Below are 21,541 nucleotides of genomic sequence, written 5' to 3'. Positions count from 1 at the left end.
CGTGACGTCCGTGACGCGTACGAGCACGAACACGACCACCCCCACGGAGACCCGGCTGCGGGTCCTGGACCCCCTGCTGCCCTCCGTGCACGCGCTGCCGGCACCCGCCGAGGGCGACATCACCTTCACCCTCCCGGGCGCCGAGGGCCGCTACCGGCGGCGGCGCGTCGATCCGCAGGCGTACGAGGCGAGCTGGGCGGCGCTCGATCAGCATCAGCTGTACGCCCGGCTCACCGGCCCCGACCCGGCCCGCGCGCTGGACACGCTGCTGACCGCCTGGGACCGGCGGATGGCCGCCGCCCGCCCGGCGCCGGGCGACAGCGAGGCCGTGTTCACCTGGCCCAGCCGCGACACCGAGGTCACCCGCACCCTGCTCGCCCACGGCTTCACCCCGAAGACCGTCACCGCCGTCCGCACCGCCACCACCGGACCTCCGCCGGGCCGCGCCGCACGGGCCGGCGACCTCCTGGTGCGACCGCTGGCGCCGGCCGACTCCGGCGATCTCGACCGGGCGGTGGCCCTGTGGCTGGACGAGCTGCGCTGGGACGCGCAGTTCGGCTCGACGATGCCGCGCGAGTCCTCCGCGCACCACGCCAGGCAGCGGCTGGCCACCCCCGGCGCCTGGGTGTGGCTGGCCGAGCGCAACCGCCGGATCACCGGACTGCTTTCGGTCGAACCGCCCGATGAGGCCGCCTGGGCCGCCCGGCAGGTCGCCGCCCGGCGGGTGGGCTATCTCTCCACCCTCATGGTCGAGGCGGCCGAGCGGGGCCGCGGCACCGGTACGGCGCTGGTCCGCACCGCGCACCTGGCCCTGGCCGAGGCGGGCGCCACCCACACCCTGCTGCACTACGCCGCCCTCAGCCCGCTCTCGGGCCCGTTCTGGCACCGGGCGGGCTACCGCCCGCTGTGGACCACCTGGGCCCGGCGCCCGCCGGGCCACTGAGGGGCCGCCCCCGGCGCGTCCGTGCCCGGGTGCGCCGGCGGCCCAGGGCGCGCGCGATCACTCCTGCTCGCGCCGGGGCACCCGGACGACGCCCTCCTGGATCACCGAGACCGCCAGCCGGCCGTCCCGGGTGAAGATCCGCCCCCTGGCCAGCCCGCGCCCGCCGCCCGAGGTCGGCGATTCCGTGTCGTACAGCAGCCACTCGTCGGCCCGGAACGGCCGGTGGAACCACATCGCGTGGTCCAGGCTCGCGCCCACCACGTCGCCCACCGCCCAGCCGCCGCGCCCGTGCGCCAGCAGCACCGAGTCCAGCAGGGTCATGTCCGAGACGTACGTGGCCAGGCAGATGTGCAGCATCGGGTCGTCGCGCTCGCCGTCCAGCTTCCCGTTGGTGCGGAACCACACCTGCGAGCGCGGCTCGCGCCGCTCCCCCGCCGTCGCGAACGGCGGCTCCGCCACGTACCGCAGATCCACCGCCCGCCGCGCCTCCAGCAGCAGCTCGGCCACCGCCGGGTGCGCGAACCGGTCCGCGTACCGGTGCAGCACCTCTTCCCCGCCCGGCAGCGTCTCGGGGTCCGGAGCCTCGGGCATCGGCTCCTGGTGTTCGAGCCCGGGTTCCGGCAGCTGGAAGGACGCCGACAGGTGGAAGATCGGCTGCCCGTGCTGGATCGCCACCACCCGCCGGGTGGTGAAGGAGCGGCCGTCCCGGATGCGGTCCACCGTGTAGACGATGGGCGCGCCCGGATCCCCGCCACGCAGGAAGTACGAATGCAGCGAGTGCGGCAGCCGGTCCGGCGGCACCGTGCGGCAGGCAGCGACCAGGGCCTGCGCCGCGACCTGCCCGCCGAAGACCCGGGGGATGACCGAGGGGTGGCTGGCGCCCCGGAAGATGTCCTGCTCGATCGGCTCCAGGTCGAGCAGGTCGAGAAGATACTGAAGAGTAGCGTCCATGGCGTTGATTCTCCCCGTTCGCTCCCGGAACGTGCGAAGGGCCCGGATCCTCATCGGATCCGGGCCCTTCGGCTTCCGTAGCGGGGACAGGATTTGAACCTGCGACCTCTGGGTTATGAGCCCAGCGAGCTACCGAGCTGCTCCACCCCGCGGCGATGGCTTAACTCTAACCCCACGCTGCCGAGCAGGGCAAATCAGCTGCGGACCGGGCTCGAACAGCTCGGACAGCGCCCGTAGTACGTGACCGCGACCTCCGAGACGGTGAAGCCGAACCGCTCGTCCTCCGGCAGCGCCCGCAGCGGATCGGTGGCCAGCCGGACGTCGCGGATGGTGCCGCAGCCGGAGCAGACCAGGTGCTGGTGGGGGTGGTGCGCGTTGGGGTCGTACCGCTTGGCGCGCCCGTCCGTGGTGACCTCGATGATCTCCCCGAGGGCGACCAGCTCGCCGAGCGTGTTGTAGACGGAGGCGCGTGAGATCTCCGGCAGGCGCGCGACGGCACGGGCGTGCACCTCGTCCGCCGTGTAGTGCACATGCTCACCGTCCAGCACCTCGGCGATGACACGCCGCTGCGCGGTGAGCCGCCAGCCACGGTCCCGGAGTCGTTGTAGCAGGTCACTCATGGTTCCACCCTAGCGTGAGCCTCCCGGAGGCCCGACTTCGTATGACTTCGGGCCACGTCTTGACTTGGACTAAGTCCAATATAGGATCGGATTCAGCGGAGGCCAAGAGTCCGCACCGAAGCCGCTTGAGGATGCATGAACGAAGGGCGTGAAGAGGGATGACCGACCAGACCGCGGCGGGACCGCTCACCACGGAGGCCGGCGCGCCGGTAGCCGACAACCAGAACAGCCAGACGGCGGGCGCGGGCGGCCCCGGCCTGATCCAGGACCAGCTGCTCATCGAGAAGCTGGCCCACTTCAACCGGGAGCGCATCCCCGAGCGCATCGTGCACGCGCGCGGCGCCGGCGCGTACGGCACCTTCACCGTCACCGCGGACGTCACCCCGTACACCCGGGCGAAGTTCCTGTCGGAGATCGGCAAGGAGACCGAGGTCTTCCTGCGCTTCTCCACCGTGGCCGGCAACCTCGGCGCCGCCGACGCCGTCCGCGACCCGCGCGGCTTCGCGCTGAAGTTCTACACCGAGGAAGGCAACTACGACCTCGTCGGGAACAACACCCCGGTGTTCTTCATCAAGGACGCCATCAAGTTCCCGGACTTCATCCACACCCAGAAGCGCGACCCGTACACCGGCTCCCAGGAGGCGGACAACGTCTGGGACTTCTGGGGCCTGTCGCCCGAGTCCACCCACCAGGTGACCTGGCTGTTCGGCGACCGGGGCATCCCGGCCTCCTACCGCCACCTGGACGGGTTCGGTTCGCACACCTTCCAGTGGACGAACGAGGACGGCGAGGTCTTCTGGGTCAAGTACCACTTCAAGACCGACCAGGGCATCAAGAACCTCACCTCCGAGGAGGCCGCGGTGCTGGCGGGCCAGGACCCCGACAGCCACCAGCGCGACCTGCGCGTCTCCATCGAGAACGGTGACTTCCCGACCTGGACCGTGCAGGTGCAGATCATGCCGGCGAACGAGGCGCCCACCTACCGCTTCAACCCGTTCGACCTCACCAAGGTGTGGCCGCACGCGGACTACCCGCCGATCACGATCGGCAAGCTGGAGCTGAACCGCAACCCGCAGAACATCTTCGCCGAGGTCGAGCAGTCGATCTTCTCCCCGCACCACTTCGTGCCGGGCATCGGCCCGTCCCCCGACAAGATGCTCCAGGGCCGGCTGTTCGGCTACGGCGACGCCCACCGCTACCGCGTCGGCATCAACGCCGACCACCTGCCGGTGAACCGTCCGCACGCCACCGAGGCCCGCACCCACGGCCGGGACGGCGTCATGTACGACGGCCGGCACGGCGGCGCGAAGAACTACGAGCCGAACTCCTTCGGCGGCCCGGCCCAGACCGGCCGCCCGCTGTGGGAGCCGGCCACCGTCACCGGCACCACCGACGGGCACGCGGCGCCCTCGCACGCCGAGGACGACGACTTCGTGCAGGCCGGCAACCTCTACCGGCTGATGTCGGAGGACGAGAAGGAACGCCTGATCAACAACCTGGCCGGCTTCATCGCCCAGGTGTCGCGGGACGACATCGCCGAGCGGGCGATCGAGAACTTCCGCCGGGCGGACGAGGATTACGGCAAGCGGCTGCAGACCGCGGTTCAGGCCCTCCGCGGCTGACCGGCGCCTGCCGTAACAAAACCGGAGCGGCCGGACCCCGTGGGCGGGGACGGCCGCTCCGGCCTGTGCAGGAGGGAAACGCAGCGGAACGGAACGGGCGCGGCGCGGCTACGCGGCGCCCGGCACGTACCCCAGGTGCGCCAGCAGCGCGTCGTGCAGCAGCCCGTTGGAGGCCGCGCCGTCCGCCCCGAGCGGACCGTCCGTGCCGTCCAGCGCGGTGAACCGGCCCCCGGCCTCGGTGACGATGATCGCGTTGGCCGCCATGTCCCACACCGACAGCTCCGGCTCGGCACACAGATCGACCGAGCCCTCGGCGACCATCATGTACGGCCAGAAGTCCCCGTAGGCACGGGTGCGCCACACCTTGCGGGACAGCTCCAGGAAGCTGCCCAGCTTGCCGCGCTCCTGCCAGCCGGTGAGCGAGGAGTACGCGAACGAGGCGTCCGCCACCTCCCCCACCTGCGAGACCCGCATCCGGGTCGCGGAGGCCAGGTTGCGCCCGGTGAACGCGCCGGACCCCAGCGCCGCCCACCAGCGGCGGTGCAGCGCGGGGGCGGAGACCAGGCCGACGACGGGACGTTCCACGCCGTCCGCGTCCCGTTCCAGCAGCGCGATGAGGGTGGCCCACACCGGGACACCGCGCACATAGTTCTTGGTGCCGTCGATGGGATCGATGATCCAGCGGCGGGCGGTGTCCGCCCCCTGGCTGGTGCCGTACTCCTCGCCCAGGACGCTGTCGCGCGGCCGGGCCCGGCCCAGCTGGGAGCGGATCAGCTCCTCCACCGCGCGGTCCGCCTCGGTGACGGGCGTCATGTCGGGCTTGGTGGCCACCTGGAGGTCGATCGCCTTGAAGCGGTCCATGGTGAGCGCGTCGGCGGCGTCCGCCAGCACATGGGCCAGCCGCAGATCGTCGTGGTAGTCGGCCATGCGGACCAGTATCCCCGGCGGATCAGTACGCCTGAGCGTCGCCCCGGTCGCGCAGCATCCACAGGCCGACGCCCGAACCGATGAGCACCACACCGGAGCAGACGCTCAGCACGATCTGCAACGCGCCCTCGTCGACGACGAAGTTGACACTCAGATTGACGGTCAGGGCGAGGAGCAGGACACACCAGAGCAGCGGTTTCATGGGCCCCAGTCTGGTGCGGCCACCGGCGCGTGCCGAGCGTGCGGACCCCCCGGAGCATGGTGGAGCGGGCTCCACCGCGCCCGCCCCGGTCGCTCCCCTACGCTGTGCGGGTGTCTGAGCTGCTCCGGACGACCTGGCGGGCCTCGATCCCTCTGCTGATCGGCGGCGCGCTCGGCCTGTTCAACTACCTGATGGTCGGCGTGGGGCTGACGGCGGCCGGCGCCTCCCTGCTGGTGATCGGCGCGGCGGCACTGCCGGAGTTCGTCCTGCTGCTGCGCCGGGTGGCGCACTTCGAGCGCACCCGCAGCGCGCGGTGGAGCGGCGTCCCGGTCCCCGAGCACTACCCACCGCTGACCGGCAACCTGTACGAACGGGTACGGCTGTCCGTCACCGACCCCAGCACCCACCGCGATCTGCGCTGGCTGGGCGCGCACCTGCTGTACGGGCTCGCCCTGAGCTACGCGGTCCTGCTGCTGTGGCCCATCGGGCTGCTGGTGGACGGCGTCTGGCACGGCCTGCTGCGCCGCCCGGCTCTGGTGCTGCCCCTGATCACCCGGCTCGCCGACCTCTCCGCGCGCTGGTCCCGGATCCTGCTGCTGCCCTCGCCCACCGCCCGGCTCGCCGAACGCGTGGAGCAGCTGACCGCGACACGCGCCGGCGCGATCACGGCGCACGGCGCCGAACTGCGCCGGATCGAGCGCGACCTGCACGACGGCGCGCAGGCCCATCTGGTGGCGCTGTCCATGCGTCTGGGGCTGGCCCGCCGCGCGTACGACCGCGACCCGGAGACCGCGCGCCGGCTGCTGGACGAGGCACAGGACCAGGCGGAAGAGGCGCTGGGCGAACTGCGGCACGTCGTCCGCGGCATCCACCCGCCGGTGCTCACCGACCGCGGCCTGGCCGGCGCCGTGCGGGCGCTGGCGGCCGGCAGCGGCCTGGAGGTCGCCGTCACGGTCGCCGATGCCCTGGAGGCCGGGCCGCGCGCCCCGGCCTCGGTGGAGACCGCCGCGTACTTCACCGTCGCCGAATCGCTCACGAACGCCGCCAAGCATAGCGGCGCGCGGCACGCCACCGTCGCCCTGGACCTCACCGGCGACGCCGGGCGTACCGTGCTGCGGGTGCGGGTGTGCGACACCGGCCGGGGTGGCGCCGACGAGACACGGGGCACCGGCCTGAGCGGCATCCGCCGCCGGGTCGCCGCCCTGGACGGAACCGTGCGGGTGCAATCGCCGGCCGGAGGGCCGACCGAGATCGAAGTGGAGCTGCCGTGCGTGTGGTGATCGCCGAGGACAACGCCCTGCTGCGGGAGGGCATGGTCCTGCTGCTGCGCTCGGCGGGCCACGAGGTGGCGGGGGTGGCGGCCACCGGGCCCGAGGTGCTGCCCCTCCTCCTGGAACACCGCCCGGACGCGGCGGTCCTGGACGTACGGCTGCCGCCCGGCTTCCGCGACGAGGGCCTGCGGGCGGCACTGGCGGCCCGCGAACAGCTGCCGGGGCTGCCGGTGCTGGTGCTGTCGCAGTACGTGGAGCAGACCTACGCCGCCGAACTGCTCGGCGGCGGCGCACGCGGTGTGGGCTATCTGCTCAAGGACCGGGTGGGCCGGGTCGACGACTTCCTGGACGCCCTGGACCGGGTGGTGGCGGGCGGCACCGCGCTGGACCCCGAGGTCGTCACCGAGCTCATGTCCCGGCAGCGGCGCGGCGACCCGCTGGGCGAACTGACCCCGCGCGAGCGGGAGGTCCTCCACCTGATGGCGGAGGGCCACGACAACGCGACCATCGCCGCCGCCCTCGTCATCACCGAACGCTCGGTCCACAAGCACATCGGCAACGTCTTCCTGAAGCTGAACCTGCCGCCCACCGACTCCGGGCACCGCCGGGTCAGGGCGGTGCTCGCGTACCTCAACGCCTGACGCGCAGCGCGCGGCGGGCCGGCAGCAGCGCCCCGGCGGCCGTGGTGAGGAGCACCGCCGTGCCGATCAGCGCCGCCTGGAGCGGCGGCAGCCACGGGAGCGTGTGCAGCACCGCCCAGCTGAAGCCCAGCAGCGGCACGGCGGCCACGGCGACCCCGAGCAGCGTCCCGGTCAGCGCCACCAGGGCGGCTTCCAGCACCAGCATCGTCCACAGCTGCCCGCGCCCGGCACCCAGCCGGTGCAGCAGTTCCAGCTCGGGGCGGCGGCCCACGGCGGATACCGCGAGGGTGGAGAACACGGCGAGCAGCGCCAGCGCGCACAGCCCGGCCACGGCGGCGGCCGACAGCCCGCTCTCCAGCGCGGCCCCCTCCAGGGCCACCGGGGTGCGCACGGCCGCCGCCGGTGCGGCCGGGTCCGAGACGTGGGCGGCGAGCTGCGCGCGGTCGAACAGGAAATCGCCCACCGCGAGGGAGCGCGTGTACACGGCCACGATCCGCAGGCTGTCCTCCACGCCGTCGCCGTACCGCAGCGTGACGGTGTCCCCGACCCCGGCGCCGAGCGTGCGGGCCCGGTCCGCGCCGACCGCGACCGTCCCCGCCCCCAGATCGGCGAGGTCACCGTCGCGCACCCCGGGGTCGAAGGCGGGGTCCCCGGGGGTGACCCCGAGCACCGGCAGCCGGTCGAGCACGGCCTCGCCCAGCTCACTGCGCGCGACCAACACGGTGCTGTGCGTCCCTTCGGCCGGGCCGGTGGCGCGGGCCTGTTCCTCCCCGGCGCGCTGCGCGGTGGCACCGGCCGCCAGCTGGACGATGGCGAAGGCCGTCACCAGCACGATGGACACGACGGCGGCTCCGAGCCGGGGGGCGTCAGCCCGCCCCTGCGCGGCGGCCAGCCGGCCGCCCACTCCGCCGAACCTGCGCAGCGCCCCGCCGGTGACCGCCACCACCCACGCCGCGATCCACGGCCCGAGCAGCGCGCAGCCGATGACCATGACCACCACGGCGGCACCGGCCGCGGCGGCGGCCCCCTCCCCCGGCAGCAGGGCACCACCGGTGGCGGACATCAGCCCCATCCCGAGCAGCACCAGCCCACCGACCTTCCGCCCACCGGGGCCGGGCGGCGGGACGGGCACGCCGGCGGTGACGGGACGGGCAGGGCCGGCAGGAGCGCCGGGGTTGGCAGACGAAGCGGGTGGGCCTGAGCCGACAGGACCGGCGAGCTGAACAGGCGCGGCGGAACCCGCAGGGGCGGCGGGGTCGGCGAGAGGGGTTGCCCCGGTGGAAACGGCGAGGCGGGTGGGCCTGGCCGGCCCTGCCGGGCCGGCGGACCCGGCCACCGGAGCGGGACCTGCGGAAACAGCAGAGCCGACGCGTGGGGCGGCCGGGGCGGGAACAGCCGGAGCGGCAGGGCCCACAGAGCCGGTCCCGGAGCCAACCGGTCCGCCGGCAGCGACGGGTGACGGTCCGGGACCGGTGGCCCGGGGCCGTACGGGGCGGCGCCCGGTCCGGGAGCGCGGGCCCGGGGTCGCCCCGCCGGTGGCGGGCAGGGTGGCCAGCACGGCCGTCGCCACGGTCAGGCCCGCCGTGACCAGCGGTGCCGGGAGCGTCCAGGGCAGGACCGGCAGCGCCAGCCCGTACGGCGCGGCCTCCGCCGTGACCAGCGGCCACAGCACCACGAACAGCGGTACGGAGGCCACCGCCCCCAGCAGCGCCGCGCGCGCCGCGATGACGGCCACCTCACGGGCGACCGCCCCGCGCAGCTGCCGCGCCGTGGCCCCCACCGCGTGCAACAGCGCCAGCTCCCCGGCGCGTTGCCGCAGCGCCCGCGCCACCAGCGTCGCCAGCACCAGTCCGGCGATCAGCAGCACCGATCCGGCGATCGCGCCGAACAGCGCCAGCAGTCCCGTCCGCACCGGCTCCGCCCTCAGGGACTCCGCCGCGCCCCGTCCGTCGCCGGTCAGGGCCCGCAGCGTGCCGGGGTCACCGGCCGGGCGTACCCTCTGCGGCCGGGCATCGACCGCGCCCGCCGCGTCCAGGGCCTGCCGAACCGCCGTGTGCAGCGCACCCGCGCCCACGCCCGGTTCGGCGAGCAGCCCGATCGCGTCGACGGAGTCCGGGTGACCCGCCAGCGCGGCGGCCTCCGGCCCCGTGAACCACAGCGCCGCCGGGCCCTCGGCCAGGCCCACCACCCGGCGCACGGAGGTGTCCTGCCCGACCCGCACCTCCAACTCGGTGCCGAGCGGCACCCCCAGCTCGGCCGACGCGACGACCTCGTCCGCGGCGACCGGTTCCCGTCCCGCCATCAGCCCCCAGGGGGCCAGCGCGGCGGCCGGCCACGGCCGGCCCGGCAGCTGCGCCGCGGTGTCCGTCCGTACCGTGAACTCCTCGTCCGCGACGGCCCGCGCCACCCCCGGTACGGACTCCAGCAGGTCCACCACCGTGCGCCGCACCCGCACCCGTTCCGTCAGCGGTGCCGTCACGCCACGGTGGTGAGTGTGCTGATCCGCCGTCACCACGACCTCGGCGCCCGCGTACCGTTCGGGGTCGGGGTGCCCGAGCGCGGTGGTCAGCGCGCCGAGCGCGAAGCAGCCGAGCAGCAGCGAGGTCGCCGCCAGCGCGACGGACACCGCCCGCCACGACCGCCGGTGGTACCGCCCGGACGCCCGGGCCAGCACCGCGGGAGCCTCCTTCACGCGGCCACCGCCCGCAGCGCGCCCAGTACCTGGCCGGCGGACGGCCGTTCCAGCCGCCGTACGATCCGGCCCGCGTCCAGGACGATCGCCTCGTCCGCGTGCCCGGCGGCGACCGGGTCGTGCGTCACCATCACCACGGTGTGCCCGTGCGCGTCCACCGCGCGGCGCAGCAGCGCGAGGACGCTCTCGGCCGTCACCGGGTCCAGCGCGCCGGTGGGTTCGTCCGCGAAGATGATGTCCGGCTCGGTGATCAGGGCGCGGGCGATGGCGACCCGCTGCCGCTGTCCGCCCGAGAGCCGGGCCGGTGGTTCGGCGGCGCGGTCGGCCAGCCCGACCTCGTCCAGCACCCGCAGCGCCCGCGCCCGTGTGGCCTCCCCTTCGCCCGCCCCGGCCAGCAGCAGGGGCAGCGCGGCGTTCTGGAGGGCCGTCAGCGAGTCCACCAGATTGAGTTCCTGGAAGACGAAGCCGATCCGGTCGCGGCGCAGCCGGGTCAGTGCCGTGGCGCGGAGTGTGGCCAGCGGCACCCCGCCCAGGTGGACCGCGCCGCCGGTGGGGCGTTCCAGGCCGGCCGCGCACCGCAGCAACGTGGATTTGCCCGAGCCCGAGCGGCCCAGCACGGCGAGGAACCGGCCGCGCGGCACCTCCAGGTCGATCCCGTTCAGCGCGGGGGCACGCCCGCCCGGGTAGGTCCGGCTCACCCGGTCGAGCCGCAGCGCCGGTTCCCCGGCCGCCGCGATCGCCGTCCTGTTGTCCTCTCGCATGACCGGCACGCTACGAGCGGCGGCCGTCCGGCCACGAGCGTGCTGCCACCCGTGCCGGGGTGGAGCCCGCTCCACCCGTGCGGGGGCTGCGGCTACGCTGCCGCCATGTTCTCCGTACTCCGGTTGCCCGTCCCGATCGTCCAGGCCCCGATGGCGGGAGGGCCGGCCACCCCGGAGCTGGTGGCGGCGGTGGTCCGGGCGGGCGGGCTCGGTTTTCTCGCGGCCGGCTATCTGAGCCCCGGGGCACTGGGGGAACGGATCGCGCGGACCCGGGAGCTGGTGGGCCCGGGGCCGTTCGGCGTCAACGTGTTCGTGCCCCGCCCGCTGCCGGAGGATCTCGCCCCGGTGCACCGCTACCGCGCCGAACTGGCGGCGGACGCCGAGCGGTACGGGGTCGCGCTGCCCGAACCCGACGTCCACGACACCGATCACTGGGAACGCAAGCTGGAGCTGCTGCTCGCCGACCCGGTGCCGGTGGTGTCCTTCACCTTCGGCCCGCCGCCGGCCGCGACGGTGGCGGCGCTGCACGCCGCCGGGACGGCCGTGGTCGCCACCGTCACCTCACCGCGGGAGGCGGCGGAGGCGGCCGGGCTGGGGGTGGACGCGCTGTGTGTGCAGGGCCCGGAGGCCGGCGGTCACCGCGGCTGCTTCGACCCGGAGGCCGACCCGGACGACACCCCGTTGCCGCTTCTGCTGGCGCGGGTGCGGGAGCGGACCGGTCTTCCGCTGATCGCCGCCGGTGGCCTGGCCACCGGCGCGGACATCGCGGCCGTGCTGCGCGGCGACACCACGGCGGCGGCGCAGCTGGGCACGGCGTATCTGCGCACCCCGGAGGCGGGTACGGGCGCGGCGTACCGGGCGGCGCTCGCCGATCCCGGCACGTTCGGGCGGACCACGGTCACCCGGGCCTTCTCGGGCCGCCCGGCGCGGGGCCTGCGCAACCGTTTCATCGACGACCACACCGCCACCGCCCCGGCCGGCTACCCGCTGCTGCACCAGCTGACGAAGCCGCTGCGCGCCGCGGCGGCCGCCGCGGGTGACCCGCACGGGCTGAGCCTGTGGGCGGGCACCGGGCACCGGCACACCACGGGGGAGGGTGCGGAGGAGCTGACGCGCCGGCTGTGGCGGGAGGCGTCGGTCCAGTGAGCTGAATTTTGCACCATTTAAGCCATACGTATGGCAGCTGGTACCCTACGTAGCATGATGAAGACGACCGTGTACCTTCCCGAAGATCTTGAGGTGCGGTTGGACGCCGAGGCCGCCGCCACAGGGGTGAGCAAGGCCGAACTGATCCGGCGGGGCATCGCGATGCTGCTGGAGAACTCGGTACGCCCCAGGAAGAGCCACCCGCTCCCGGTCTTCGAGAGTGGCCGGCCGATGAGCGCCGAAGCCATGGACGACTCGATCTACGCCCACATCAAGGAACGGGCGGCACGCCGTTGATCATCGTCGCGGACACCTCTGCCCTCTTCGCCGCCTTCGACTCGACACAACCCGAACACCGGGACGCGCTGGAGATCGTCGATCGCGAGGTGCTGGCCATGTCGCCCTTGGTCATTGCCGAGTTGGACCACTTGGTGCACCGGGATCTCGGCTTTCCCGCCGCCATACAGATCATGGACGCCTTGAACGCCCGCATGACGGACGGCCAGTACAAGCTGGCCGAGCTGAAACCTGCGGACCTGGCGTCAGCCCACCAGGTACGCATGAAGTACGAGGGACTGCGTCTGGACCTCGCCGACGCCGTGGGTGTCGTCCTCGCCGACCGGTACAAGACGGACCGTATTCTCACCCTCGACCATCGCGACTACCGGGCCATCACTCCCCTGACCCCTGGGCTCTCCGCGTTCCGTGTCCTCCCCGCCGACCACTGATCTCCGCGAGCGGTCCGCCCACCGCCACCTACCCTGCCCGGCTACCCGCTGCTGCACCAGCTGACGAAGCCGCTGCGCGCCGCGGGTGACCCGCACGGGCTGAGTCTGTGGGCGGGCACCGGGCACCGGCACACCACGGGGGAGGGTGCGGAGGAGCTGACGCGCCGGTTGTGGCGGGAGGCGGAGGGTGTACGTGGCACCACCCCCTCCTGACGCCCCAGGCCGCTGTTGAACAGCGCTTCGCGGCAACAGGATTGACCCCATGAGCACACCGACTTCCTCGTCCCGTGGCCGTTTCCTGCGCGAACTGTCGTTTCTCCTGCGCGGGCTGCCGGTCGGCATCGTGGCCTTCACCGTCGCCGTCACCGGCTTCGCCCTGGGCGTCGGCACGCTGGTGATCGTGTGCGGCATCCCGGTCCTGGCGGGTACGCTGCGGGCCGCCCGGGGCATGGCCATCGTGGAACGGCGTGAGCTGGAAGCTCTCTCCGGGCGTCCGCTGCCGCCGCACCACTACCGTGTCGCGGGCTGTACCGGCTTCGCCCGGCTGACCCGTTCGCTGGCGGAGCCGCAGTCGTGGCGCGATCTGGCGCACATGGTGGTGTCGTTCCCGCTGCGCGTGGTGAGCTTCTCGCTGGCCCTGGTCTGGACGGTGGGCGGGGTCGGTGGGCTGCTGTACGTCGCCTGGGCCTGGGCGCTGCCGCGCGGCGAGGACAACCAGGGCCTGTACGAGCTGATCACGGGCAACGATTCCTTCGCGGCCGATGTCGCCTTCACCACCGCCGTCGGGGTGTTGCTGCTGGTGACCGCGCTGCCGTTGGTCCGCGGGCTGGCCGCGCTGCACCGCTCGCTGGCCAGTGCGCTGCTGACCAACCGGACCGCCGCCGCCCGCGCCGCCGCAGCGACGACGGCGGCCGGCTCCGGTGTCGGCACCGCAGCGCAGCCCACCACCGCAGCGCAGCCCAGCGAGCCGCTGATCTCCGCCCGGTAAGGGCGGCGCTCCGCGCGGGAGCGGTGTGTCAGTCCCCGGCCGTCCGTTCCCGGGTCGCCAGCAGCCGGCGCAGCGAGTACAGCCGGGCCGGGTCCGCGTGGCCCTCGGCCACCCACGCGTCCAGGGCGCAGTCCGGTTCGTCGTGACTGCACGCCCGGGGGCAGTTGGCCGCGCCCGGCTCCAGGTCGGGGAAGGCACCGATGACCCGCGAGGGGTCGACGTGGTGGAGGCCGAAGGACCGTACGCCCGGGGTGTCGATGACCCAGCCCGCCGAGTCGGGCAGCGGCAGGGCCAGGGCGGAGACGGTGGTGTGCCGACCCCGGCCGGTGACCGCGTTGACGTGGCCCGTCGCCCGCTGCCGTTCCGGCACCAGGGCGTTGACCAGCGTCGTCTTGCCGACGCCGCTGTGCCCCACGAACGCGGTGGTCCGGTCCGCCAGCAGTTCCAGGACCGGCTCCACCGATGCCGCGTCGTCGAACCGTTCGGCGCTGGTCACCACATGGCGCACCCCCAGCGGGGCGTACGTCTCCAGCAGCGGCCCGGCCGGGGCCAGGTCCGCCTTCGTCAGGATCAGCAGCGGCTGGAGCCCTGCGTCGTAGGCGGCCACCAGGCAGCGGTCGATCAGCCGGGGGCGGGGCTCGGGGTCGGCGAGGGCCGTGACAACGGCCAGCTGATCGGCGTTGGCGACCACCACCCGCTCGAACGGATCGTCGTCGTCGGCCGTACGCCGCAGCACCGATGTGCGTTCCTCCACCCGCACGATCCGGGCCAGGGTGTCGCGCTTGCCCGACAGGTCGCCGACCACCGCGACCCGGTCGCCCACGACAACGGCCTTGCGGCCCAGTTCGCGGGCCTTCATCGCGGTGACGGTCACCTCGCCCACCAGGCAGGTGATCCGGCCCCGGTCCACCGTCAGGACGAAGCCCTCGGCCGCGTCCTCGTGCGCGGGGCGCCGGTGGGTGCGGGGGCGGCTGCCGTGCCGGGAAGGCCGGACCCGTACATCGTCCTCATCGGTGTGCTTGCCGTACCGGCGCATCGCGGTGCCGCCCGGCCCTAGCCGCGTCCCGCCAGCATGCCGTGCCACAGTTCGGGGAAGTCGGGCATGGTCTTGCCGGTGGTGGCGATGTCCTCCACCTCCAGGTCCTTCACCGCCAGCCCCAGAACGGCGCCCGCGGTCGCCAGCCGGTGGTCCTCGTACGTGTGGAACACGCCGCCGTGCAGCGGGCGCGGCCTGATCCGCAGCCCGTCCTCGGTCTCGGTGACATCGCCGCCCAGCGCGTTGATCTCCCGGGTGAGGGCCGCGAGCCGGTCGGTCTCGTGCAGCCGCAGATGGGCCACTCCGCGCAGTACCGACTCGCTCTCCGCCAGCGCCGCGACGGCCGCGATGCCCGGGGTGAGTTCGCCGACCTCGCCGAGGTCGATGTCGATGCCGAGGATCCGGCCGCTGCCGGTCAGGGTGAGACCGCGGTCGTCCAGCACGCAGTCGCCGCCCATCGCGGAGAAGATCTCCCGCAGCGCGTCGCCGGCCTGGGTGGTGTGGAAGGGCCAGTCGGGGATGGTCACGCTGCCGCCGGTGACCAGCGCGGCGGCCAGGAACGGCTGGGCGTTGGACAGGTCGGGCTCGATGACCAGGTCGCGGCCGAGCAGCGCGCCGGGCGCCACCCGCCACAGGTTGGGCTCGCCGCCCGATTCGGGGGAGTCCACCTGGGCGCCGGCCCGGCGCAGCATGTCCACCGTCATCCGGATGTGCGGCAGCGAGGGCAGGACGGCGCCGGTGTGCCGCACCTCCACGCCCTGGTTGAAGCGCGGCGCCGACAGCAGCAGGGCGCTGATGAACTGGGAGGACGAGGAGGCGTCCACCTCCACCCGCCCGCCGTCCAGGGAGCCGGCGCCGTGCACGGTCAGCGGCAGCGCGCCGCGCCCGTCGTCGTCGATGCGGGCACCGAGCACGCGCAGCGCGTCGATGACGCCGTGCAGCGGGCGTTCGTGCGAACGGGGGTCGCCGTCGAAGCGCACCGGCCCCTCGGCGAGGGTGGCCAGCGGCGGCAGGAACCGCATCACGGTGCCGGCGTTGCCGACATCGACGGTGGCCGGGGCCTGCGGGGTGGCGGGGATGATCCGCCAGGATTCGCCGCCGGCCTCGGGCCCGCCGGTGACGGCGGAGCTGGAGGAGGAGGTGATGGTCTCCTCGATGCCGATGCCCAGCGAGCGCAGCGCCTCCGCCATCAGCAGGGTGTCGCGGGACCGCAGCGGGCGGCGTACCCAGCTGGGGTCGGCGGCGAGCGAGGCGAGGATCAGCGCCCGGTTGGTGACCGACTTGGAGCCGGGCACCGTGACGGTCGCCTCGACCGCGCCGGAGGCGAGCGGGGCGGGCCAGTGGTCGGCGGTCAGACTGTGGTCGGTCATGGTTCTCACTTTAGTGCGCGACGGAGGGGGATCGGCGGGCATGGGGCCCGGTCAGGGGGCGGCGGCGTCCAGCAGGCTGCCACCGCCGGCTATCAGGCAGGCGAGCACGACGGCGTGGAAGAACAGCAGCCAGATCAGCGCGGGCATCCTGGTCAGCCGGGCCAGCTGGTCGGCGTCGGAGTCCCCCGCGCCGCCGCGCCGCCGTTTGGCCTGGAGCTCCCACACCGGGCGGACCCCGCCCAGCAGCAGGAACCACACCACGCCGTAGGCGAAGGCGGCCTGTACCTCGGGGTCGGTGAGCCAGGAGACCAGGAGGAACAGCGCGCCGGTGAGCAGCACGGTGAGCATCCCGTAGGCGTTGCGCACCATGACGAGCAGCGCGAGCAGCAGCGCCGTGGCGCCCCACAGCAGGGCGGTGATGCGGCCCGAGGACAGCAGCGCGGCGCCACCCAGGCCCAGCAGGGAGGGGGCGGTGTACCCGGCGGCGGCGGTCAGGATCATGCCGAGGCCGGTGGGTCTGCCCCGCGAGACGGTGAGCCCCGAGGTGTCGGAGTGCAGCCGGATGCCTTCGAGCTTGCGGCCGGTGAGCAGCGCGACCAGTCCGTGGCCGCCCTCGTGGGCGATGGTGATGGTGTTCCGGGCGACCCGCCACACCCCGTACGGGGTGACAACGGCCAGTGCCACGGCGGCGGTCGCCAGCACCAGCCACAGCTCGGGCGCGGGCTGCGTACCGGTGACCCGGTCCCACAGCTCCCCGATGTCAGCGATCTCCACGGCGTCCCATCCCCTCTCCCCGTTCTCCGACCGATTCCCCCGGCCTTGCGGAGCGATCCTATGGGAGGCTGCCACCAGCCCGTCCGGGCCTGTGGATAACGCGTGAACGTGTGAAAACGCGCGAGGGGGGAGCGGAACTCATGGTGATAGTGATCGGCGTGGTGCTGGTGCTCGTGGTGGGGTCGATCGCCCTCCGGGCCTTCCGGAGCGGTTTCAGCGGGCCCCGGGGTGGGCGCGGGGGCGGATCACCGACGCACACGGACCCCCACACCGGTAGCGGTGGTGACAGCGGAAGTGGCTGGGGCTGGGGCTGGGGTGGCGGCGACGGCGGGAGCGGCGGAAGCAGCGGCGACAGCGGTGGCGGTGGGGGCGACGGCGGAGGCGGGGGCGGCGGCGACTGACCCCGCCGGCCGCCTCACCGCCCGGACCCGCGGCGTGCGCGGATCCGGGCCCCGACGAGGCTGCCGCCGCCGACGGCGGCGATCCCGAGCACGGCCTGCCGCGGCCCGTCCTCCAGCAGCGGCGCGATCACTCCGCCGACCAGCAGAATCCCCGCGAGCAGCAGAGCGTCTGACCACCGCGCGCCCACCCCCATGCCCGTGCACCGGCCCTTTCCCGTCCCGCCGAACAACGCCCCGGTGCCCCCGGGGCAGGACCATGATGCGCCCCCTCCTGACGGAGACCGACCGCAGGGCAGCGCCGAGCGGTCCGCCCGGCGCGGGGGCGGACCGCTCGGCGCGGTCGCTCAGGGCAGGTAGTTGGCGAACCGCTTGAACGCGGCCTGGGTGCCGGAACCGGCGATCCCGTCGATCGCACCGGTGTAGCCCCAGCCCGCCTTCAGCCAGCGCTGCATGGCCTTCACCGTGTTGGGACCGACGACCCCGTCGATGGCGTCGTTGTAGTTCCAGCCTCCCCGCAGCATGCGCTGCAGGGCCTTCCAGCTCTCGGCGCCGAGCTGCCCGTCGATGGCGCCCCGGTAACCCCAGGTGTCCCTCAGCCACCGCTGGACGCTCTGGGCCTGGCTCGTGCTCAGCCCGAGGTTGACCACGGCGAGCGGGGCGACGGACTCGGAAACCACCGCCGGCTGCTTGCCCGACGGCGCCGCCACCGCCGTACCCGCGGTCACCAGACTCCCCGCACCGACCGCGCAGATCGCGGTCATCGTGACGAACGTCCTGGTCATGTTCTTCGTACGCACTTCTTTCCCCTTTCGTAGTGCGGGGCAGCACCCGACGCCGTCGCGGCGCCGCCCCCTCGTGAATGGCGCACGCCGGGGCGGCCCCGGCCAGGGGCCGCCCCGTTCCCCGCGCGCGGGCAGAAATCTCCCCCGGAGCACTTCTGCCGTCCCTCGCGGCCCGCCCGTGGCACCCCCCGGTCCCGGGCGCGCCCCTCCCGGCGGTCCGTCAGGAAAGCCCGTTGGCGAACCGCTTGAACGCCGCCTGGGTGCCGGAACCGGCGATCCCGTCGATCGCACCGGTGTAGCCCCAGGCCGACTTCAGCCAGCGCTGGAGTGCCTTCACCGTGTTGGGGCCGACGATCCCGTCGATCGCGTCGGTGTAACCCGAGCTCTGCCGCAGGAACCGCTGCAGGGCCTTCCAGCTCTCGGTGCCCATCTGGCCGTCGATCGCACCGGTGTAGCCGAAGTACGTCTTCAGCCAGCGCTGGAGCTTCTGGGCCTCGGCGGAGGTCAGCCCCAGATTGACCACGGCGAGCGGGGCGACGGACTCGGAAACCACCGCCTGCTGCTTCCCGGACGGCGCCGCCACCGCCGTACCCGCGGTCACCAGACTCCCCGCACCGATCCCCGCGACCGCCACCAGGGCGACCAGGGGCTTCGTGAACGTCATCGATCGCATGCTTCTCTCCTCTTGCGTGACGAGGGACGGCACACCGCGGATCGCGTTGCTCTCCCCCACGTGGACTGCGTGGACCGGCCGGCCCCGGCCCGGTCCGGCCGGGCGCGCTGACGTCAGCCGAGACCGTTGGCGAACCGCTTGAACGCGGCCTGGGTACCGGCACCGGCGATCCCGTCGATCGCACCGGTGTAGCCGTTCGCCTGCCGCAGCCAGTACTGCAGTGCCCGGATGGTGTTGGGCCCGACGATCCCGTCGATCGCGTCGGTGTACCCGGCCTGCTGGCGCAGGAAGCGCTGCATGGCCTTCCAGCTCTCGGTGCCCAGCTGCCCGTCGATCGCGCCGTTGTAGTTGAAGTACGTCCTCAGCCAGCGCTGGACCTTCTGGGCCTCGGCGGAGGTCAGCCCCAGATTGACCACGGCGAGCGGGGCGACGGACTCGGAAACCACCGCCTGCTGCTTCCCGGACGGCGCCGCCACCGCCGTACCCGCGGTCACCAGGCCGCCCGCACCGACCGCGCAGATCACGGTCGCCGTGACGAGGGTCCTCGCCATGTTCTTCGAGCGCATTCTTTCCCCCTTTTTCCGACACGGGGAGCGGCGCCACGCGGCTCGCAACGCCTCCCCCTCGTGAGCGCCGCGCCCTGGTCAAGGGCGCCGCTCACCTGCTGATACGTGTCATTCCACCGGCCCGCGCCCTGATCTGCCAGAGCTTTGGGGCCGGTTGGCGGGGAGAGTCAAGAACCCGGGCACTGCCGGTCAAGAACGAGCCGTCTGGCCTGGCTGGGGGTGCGGCCGAACTGCTGCGCGTAGGCACGGGTGAAGTGCGCGTGCGAGGCGAAGCCCCAGCGGCGGGCGACGGCGTGCACCGGGACGCCGGTCTGCGTCGGGTCGGTCAGCTCACCGTGGGCGCGTTCGAGCCGACGGCGCCGGATGTGGGCGGCGGGCGTCGTGCCCTGCCGCTGAAAGATCCGGTGCAAGTGGCGTACGGAGACATGGTGCTGGGCGGCGACCACGGCGGGCTTCAGCGCGGGGTCGGTGAGATGCCGCTCGATGAACATCTTGACGGCGAGCAGCAGGGTCCGCTCCGCGCTCTCCTCGTCCTGCGGCGGCGCGGTGTCGAGCGTGTGGATGATCAGCCCGGTGACCAGGTCGGCGAGCGTGGTGGCGAGCCGGGGCACGTCGGCCGGCCGGTAGGTGCGGTACTGCTGCCGCAGATGGATGACGTAATGGGCGAGCAGCGCACCGAAGCCGTGCCGGGAGGACAGCGCGTGCCCCAGGATCTCGCCGGTCGGGGTGTTCGGAGGCAGGCTCAGCCGGCTCTTGGGAATCTCGACGCAGTCCCCGCCGAACGGCAGGCCGGGGGTGGCGGCGCCGACCGTGAAGGGCCGCGAGGTGTCCACCAGATACAGCTCGCCCGGCCCGCTGACGTGCTGCCCGCCGTTCTGGCTGACGGCCAGCGGCGAGGCCCCGGGGGTGGGCAGCGCGATGTGCAGGAGCTCGGGGTCGGAACACCGGATGAGCCGGGGGGTCCGGCGCGCCTCGACGGCCCGCATGGTGATCGGCAGCACCCGGATGTCCTCCAGCGCGATCAGCCGCGACCGGCCCTGGAAATCGGTGGTGAAGTCACTGGTGATCTCCATCGGGGCGATGAGCGAGATGAGAGTCTCGCGCCAGTACTCGAAGCGGTCGTGGGGAGCGAGGTGACTGCTGTCGAGCACAGTCGTGGGCAGCATGCGGCTCTCCTGGGCTGGTCGGGCGTCGAGTCGCGGTGGGTGGTGCGCGATGTACGGCGAGGGCCGGACCCGTCCGGTGGCCCGCCCCGTCCCCGGCGCCCCGGAGCGGCCCGTGGGAGGGCCCCGCCCGGCGGCGTGCCGGCCCACCCCCACGGCTCCCGCCCCCGGTGCGCCGAAGATCGTCTTCATCCTCCCCGCCCCACCCACCGGGAATGCTGTGGCACGCGTCTCCCCCCGGTACGCCCGTTATTCGCCCGTCTCGCGGGGAGCCCGCCCGGCCGCACGGGCCCCTTGCGTGGCCCGGCGGGATGGCCCGGTGCCCGGGGCGACTTGACGGTGCGGCGGCCCGGTGCGGCGATCATGTGACCAGGGCCGGGAACGACCAAGGGCCCGACCCGCGTTTCCGCAGGTCAGGCCCTTGATGTGAGGGTGAGTGACGGGACTTGAACCCGCGGCCACCTGGACCACAACCAGGTGCTCTACCAACTGAGCTACACCCACCATGACCGACTCGGGAGGCTTTTTACGGCTCTCCCCGCTCGGCCGTATTGAGTGTACAGGGTGCGCGGGGCACTTCGCTCCCGCGTTCCCCGCGGCCCACCCGGGTCACTGCGCGACGTGCCGCGCCGCGATCCGCTTGGCCGTGTCGGAGTCCGGTCCGGGCTGCGGCACGAAGAGCGCCTCGCGGTAGTAACGCAGCTCCGCGATGGACTCCTTGATGTCCGCCAGCGCCCGGTGCTGCCCGCCCTTGGGGGGGCTGTTGAAGTAGACGCGCGGGTACCAGCGGCGGGCCAGTTCCTTGACCGAGGAGACGTCCACGATCCGGTAGTGCAGATGCCCCTCCAGGGCCGGCATGTCCCGGGCGAGGAACCCCCGGTCGGTGCCGACGGAGTTGCCGCACAGCGGGGTGCGGCCGGCCTCCGGCGCGTACGTGCGGACGTACTCCAGCACCTGCCGCTCGGCGTCCTCCAGCGTCGTGCCGTCGTCCAGCTCGTCCAGCAGCCCCGAGGTGGTGTGCATGGTGCGCACCACCTCCGGCATGGTGGCCAGCGCGGCGGCGGGCGGGCGGATCACGATGTCCACGCCCTCCCCGAGTACGTTCAGCTCAGAGTCGGTGACCAGCGCGGCCACCTCGATGAGCGCGTCGTCGATCAGCGAGAGACCTGTCATCTCGCAGTCGATCCACACCATCCGGTCGTTCATGCGGGCAACCCTACGCCGGGCGTTCGGGCCCACGGGACGGCCCGCCTCCCGGAGTCCCGGGCGGCGGGCCGCCGTGCA

Annotated in this window: 23 protein-coding genes and 2 tRNA genes; 8 read left to right on the top strand and 17 right to left on the bottom strand. The window is 73.6% G+C overall.

Annotated features, from left to right (window positions below; translation table 11 throughout):
- Window position 1 precedes the first annotated feature (1 nt).
- Window positions 2-943: a GNAT family N-acetyltransferase gene (locus ACTFAP_RS19985; RefSeq protein WP_500467016.1), complete on the top strand. Its 942-nt coding sequence runs from the start codon at window positions 2-4 to the stop codon at window positions 941-943.
- A 57-nt stretch (window positions 944-1,000) separates the two neighbouring features.
- On the opposite strand, the gene tesB is transcribed toward ACTFAP_RS19985, so the two are convergent.
- From tesB to ACTFAP_RS19970, 3 genes are all read right to left on the bottom strand, one after another.
- Window positions 1,001-1,894, bottom strand: a complete 894-nt coding sequence (gene tesB / locus ACTFAP_RS19980; RefSeq protein ID WP_390117197.1) for an acyl-CoA thioesterase II — start codon at window positions 1,892-1,894, stop codon at window positions 1,001-1,003.
- A gap of 78 nt (window positions 1,895-1,972) precedes the next feature.
- A tRNA-Met gene (locus ACTFAP_RS19975) sits at window positions 1,973-2,046 on the bottom strand.
- 42 nt (window positions 2,047-2,088) lie between these two features.
- Window positions 2,089-2,514, bottom strand: coding sequence for a Fur family transcriptional regulator (locus ACTFAP_RS19970; RefSeq protein ID WP_390117199.1), 426 nt, complete (start codon window positions 2,512-2,514; stop codon window positions 2,089-2,091).
- A gap of 158 nt (window positions 2,515-2,672) precedes the next feature.
- Here ACTFAP_RS19970 and ACTFAP_RS19965 point away from each other — a divergent pair, with 158 nt between their 5' ends.
- The gene (locus ACTFAP_RS19965; protein ID WP_400009899.1) at window positions 2,673-4,136 is read left to right on the top strand and encodes a catalase; all 1,464 of its coding nucleotides are present in this window, start codon (window positions 2,673-2,675) and stop codon (window positions 4,134-4,136) included.
- A gap of 108 nt (window positions 4,137-4,244) precedes the next feature.
- Here the strand turns inward: ACTFAP_RS19965 and hisN are convergent, their stop codons facing one another.
- On the bottom strand, window positions 4,245-5,063 hold the full coding sequence (gene hisN, locus ACTFAP_RS19960; protein ID WP_386532781.1) for a histidinol-phosphatase: 819 nt from the start codon (window positions 5,061-5,063) through the stop codon (window positions 4,245-4,247).
- 22 nt (window positions 5,064-5,085) lie between these two features.
- Entirely contained in the window at window positions 5,086-5,265 is a 180-nt protein-coding gene (locus ACTFAP_RS19955; RefSeq protein WP_390117202.1) for a hypothetical protein, read from the bottom strand.
- Between the two features lie 110 nt (window positions 5,266-5,375).
- On the opposite strand from ACTFAP_RS19955, the gene ACTFAP_RS19950 reads away from it, so the two are divergent.
- The gene (locus tag ACTFAP_RS19950) at window positions 5,376-6,545 is read left to right on the top strand and encodes a sensor histidine kinase (RefSeq protein ID WP_500467015.1); all 1,170 of its coding nucleotides are present in this window, start codon (window positions 5,376-5,378) and stop codon (window positions 6,543-6,545) included.
- A complete protein-coding gene (locus tag ACTFAP_RS19945; protein WP_200364540.1) occupies window positions 6,533-7,177 on the top strand; it encodes a response regulator transcription factor in 645 nt (214 codons plus the stop codon). The genes ACTFAP_RS19950 and ACTFAP_RS19945 overlap by 13 nt, the downstream gene beginning before the upstream one ends.
- Here the strand turns inward: ACTFAP_RS19945 and ACTFAP_RS19940 are convergent.
- Window positions 7,167-9,869 carry an ABC transporter permease gene (locus ACTFAP_RS19940; RefSeq protein WP_500467014.1) on the bottom strand — a complete coding sequence of 901 codons (2,703 nt, stop codon included), beginning with the start codon at window positions 9,867-9,869 and terminating at the stop codon, window positions 7,167-7,169. The two genes, ACTFAP_RS19945 and ACTFAP_RS19940, sit on opposite strands and share 11 nt — an antisense overlap.
- Window positions 9,866-10,630, bottom strand: a complete 765-nt coding sequence (locus ACTFAP_RS19935; protein ID WP_500467013.1) for an ABC transporter ATP-binding protein — start codon at window positions 10,628-10,630, stop codon at window positions 9,866-9,868. Before ACTFAP_RS19935 ends, ACTFAP_RS19940 begins: the two co-directional genes overlap by 4 nt.
- Window positions 10,631-10,735: 105 nt before the next feature.
- Between ACTFAP_RS19935 and ACTFAP_RS19930 the strand changes: the two genes are divergently transcribed.
- The 4 genes from ACTFAP_RS19930 to ACTFAP_RS19915 all read left to right on the top strand — a co-directional run bounded on the left by ACTFAP_RS19930 (window position 10,736) and on the right by ACTFAP_RS19915 (window position 13,492).
- Window positions 10,736-11,776, top strand: coding sequence for an NAD(P)H-dependent flavin oxidoreductase (locus ACTFAP_RS19930; protein ID WP_500467012.1), 1,041 nt, complete (start codon window positions 10,736-10,738; stop codon window positions 11,774-11,776).
- 54 nt (window positions 11,777-11,830) lie between these two features.
- Complete coding sequence (locus ACTFAP_RS19925; protein ID WP_500467011.1) at window positions 11,831-12,073, top strand: ribbon-helix-helix domain-containing protein; 243 nt, start codon at window positions 11,831-11,833, stop codon at window positions 12,071-12,073.
- Complete coding sequence (locus ACTFAP_RS19920; RefSeq protein ID WP_400009909.1) at window positions 12,070-12,504, top strand: PIN domain-containing protein; 435 nt, start codon at window positions 12,070-12,072, stop codon at window positions 12,502-12,504. The genes ACTFAP_RS19925 and ACTFAP_RS19920 overlap by 4 nt, the downstream gene beginning before the upstream one ends.
- A 262-nt stretch (window positions 12,505-12,766) precedes the next feature.
- Entirely contained in the window at window positions 12,767-13,492 is a 726-nt protein-coding gene (locus tag ACTFAP_RS19915) for a sensor domain-containing protein (RefSeq protein WP_500467010.1), read from the top strand.
- 28 nt (window positions 13,493-13,520) lie between these two features.
- Here the strand turns inward: ACTFAP_RS19915 and rsgA are convergent, their stop codons facing one another.
- The 10 genes from rsgA to orn form a co-directional block, all read right to left on the bottom strand.
- A complete protein-coding gene (gene rsgA, locus ACTFAP_RS19910; RefSeq protein WP_390117214.1) occupies window positions 13,521-14,528 on the bottom strand; it encodes a ribosome small subunit-dependent GTPase A in 1,008 nt (335 codons plus the stop codon).
- A gap of 17 nt (window positions 14,529-14,545) precedes the next feature.
- Window positions 14,546-15,898, bottom strand: a complete 1,353-nt coding sequence (gene aroA / locus ACTFAP_RS19905) for a 3-phosphoshikimate 1-carboxyvinyltransferase (RefSeq protein ID WP_500467009.1) — start codon at window positions 15,896-15,898, stop codon at window positions 14,546-14,548.
- 51 nt (window positions 15,899-15,949) lie between these two features.
- Window positions 15,950-16,672, bottom strand: a complete 723-nt coding sequence (locus tag ACTFAP_RS19900) for a M50 family metallopeptidase (RefSeq protein ID WP_400009913.1) — start codon at window positions 16,670-16,672, stop codon at window positions 15,950-15,952.
- A gap of 415 nt (window positions 16,673-17,087) precedes the next feature.
- Window positions 17,088-17,267, bottom strand: a complete 180-nt coding sequence (locus ACTFAP_RS19895) for a hypothetical protein (RefSeq protein ID WP_495681758.1) — start codon at window positions 17,265-17,267, stop codon at window positions 17,088-17,090.
- Between the two features lie 150 nt (window positions 17,268-17,417).
- Entirely contained in the window at window positions 17,418-17,834 is a 417-nt protein-coding gene (locus ACTFAP_RS19890; protein ID WP_500469506.1) for a peptidoglycan-binding domain-containing protein, read from the bottom strand.
- Between the two features lie 241 nt (window positions 17,835-18,075).
- A complete protein-coding gene (locus tag ACTFAP_RS19885; RefSeq protein WP_500467008.1) occupies window positions 18,076-18,528 on the bottom strand; it encodes a peptidoglycan-binding domain-containing protein in 453 nt (150 codons plus the stop codon).
- Window positions 18,529-18,641: 113 nt separating this feature from the next.
- A complete protein-coding gene (locus ACTFAP_RS19880) occupies window positions 18,642-19,094 on the bottom strand; it encodes a peptidoglycan-binding protein (protein ID WP_495681757.1) in 453 nt (150 codons plus the stop codon).
- Window positions 19,095-19,261: 167 nt separating this feature from the next.
- Window positions 19,262-20,260 (bottom strand): helix-turn-helix domain-containing protein, encoded by a 999-nt coding sequence (locus ACTFAP_RS19875; RefSeq protein WP_495681756.1) that lies wholly within the window; start codon window positions 20,258-20,260, stop codon window positions 19,262-19,264.
- A 428-nt stretch (window positions 20,261-20,688) separates the two neighbouring features.
- Window positions 20,689-20,761, bottom strand: a tRNA-His gene (locus ACTFAP_RS19870).
- A 105-nt stretch (window positions 20,762-20,866) separates the two neighbouring features.
- On the bottom strand, window positions 20,867-21,463 hold the full coding sequence (gene orn / locus ACTFAP_RS19865; protein ID WP_453857396.1) for an oligoribonuclease: 597 nt from the start codon (window positions 21,461-21,463) through the stop codon (window positions 20,867-20,869).
- Window positions 21,464-21,541: the final 78 nt, after the last annotated feature.

It is taken from the genome of Streptomyces sp. PH9007 (assembly GCF_059813725.1).
This window is presented reverse-complemented; position numbering and strand designations above follow the sequence as displayed.

Coding starts and splice junctions, on each gene's coding strand:
- ACTFAP_RS19965 (WP_400009899.1), top strand. CDS start 2,673: ATGACCGACCAGACCGCGGCGGGACCGCTCACCACGGAGGCCGGCGCG.
- ACTFAP_RS19935 (WP_500467013.1), bottom strand. CDS start 10,630: ATGCGAGAGGACAACAGGACGGCGATCGCGGCGGCCGGGGAACCGGCG.
- ACTFAP_RS19930 (WP_500467012.1), top strand. CDS start 10,736: ATGTTCTCCGTACTCCGGTTGCCCGTCCCGATCGTCCAGGCCCCGATG.
- tesB (WP_390117197.1), bottom strand. CDS start 1,894: ATGGACGCTACTCTTCAGTATCTTCTCGACCTGCTCGACCTGGAGCCG.
- ACTFAP_RS19925 (WP_500467011.1), top strand. CDS start 11,831: ATGATGAAGACGACCGTGTACCTTCCCGAAGATCTTGAGGTGCGGTTG.
- ACTFAP_RS19970 (WP_390117199.1), bottom strand. CDS start 2,514: ATGAGTGACCTGCTACAACGACTCCGGGACCGTGGCTGGCGGCTCACC.
- hisN (WP_386532781.1), bottom strand. CDS start 5,063: ATGGCCGACTACCACGACGATCTGCGGCTGGCCCATGTGCTGGCGGAC.
- ACTFAP_RS19885 (WP_500467008.1), bottom strand. CDS start 18,528: ATGCGATCGATGACGTTCACGAAGCCCCTGGTCGCCCTGGTGGCGGTC.
- rsgA (WP_390117214.1), bottom strand. CDS start 14,528: ATGCGCCGGTACGGCAAGCACACCGATGAGGACGATGTACGGGTCCGG.
- ACTFAP_RS19890 (WP_500469506.1), bottom strand. CDS start 17,834: ATGACCGCGATCTGCGCGGTCGGTGCGGGGAGTCTGGTGACCGCGGGT.
- ACTFAP_RS19895 (WP_495681758.1), bottom strand. CDS start 17,267: ATGGGGGTGGGCGCGCGGTGGTCAGACGCTCTGCTGCTCGCGGGGATT.
- ACTFAP_RS19875 (WP_495681756.1), bottom strand. CDS start 20,260: ATGCTGCCCACGACTGTGCTCGACAGCAGTCACCTCGCTCCCCACGAC.
- ACTFAP_RS19915 (WP_500467010.1), top strand. CDS start 12,767: ATGAGCACACCGACTTCCTCGTCCCGTGGCCGTTTCCTGCGCGAACTG.
- orn (WP_453857396.1), bottom strand. CDS start 21,463: ATGAACGACCGGATGGTGTGGATCGACTGCGAGATGACAGGTCTCTCG.
- ACTFAP_RS19880 (WP_495681757.1), bottom strand. CDS start 19,094: ATGCGCTCGAAGAACATGGCGAGGACCCTCGTCACGGCGACCGTGATC.
- ACTFAP_RS19955 (WP_390117202.1), bottom strand. CDS start 5,265: ATGAAACCGCTGCTCTGGTGTGTCCTGCTCCTCGCCCTGACCGTCAAT.
- aroA (WP_500467009.1), bottom strand. CDS start 15,898: ATGACCGACCACAGTCTGACCGCCGACCACTGGCCCGCCCCGCTCGCC.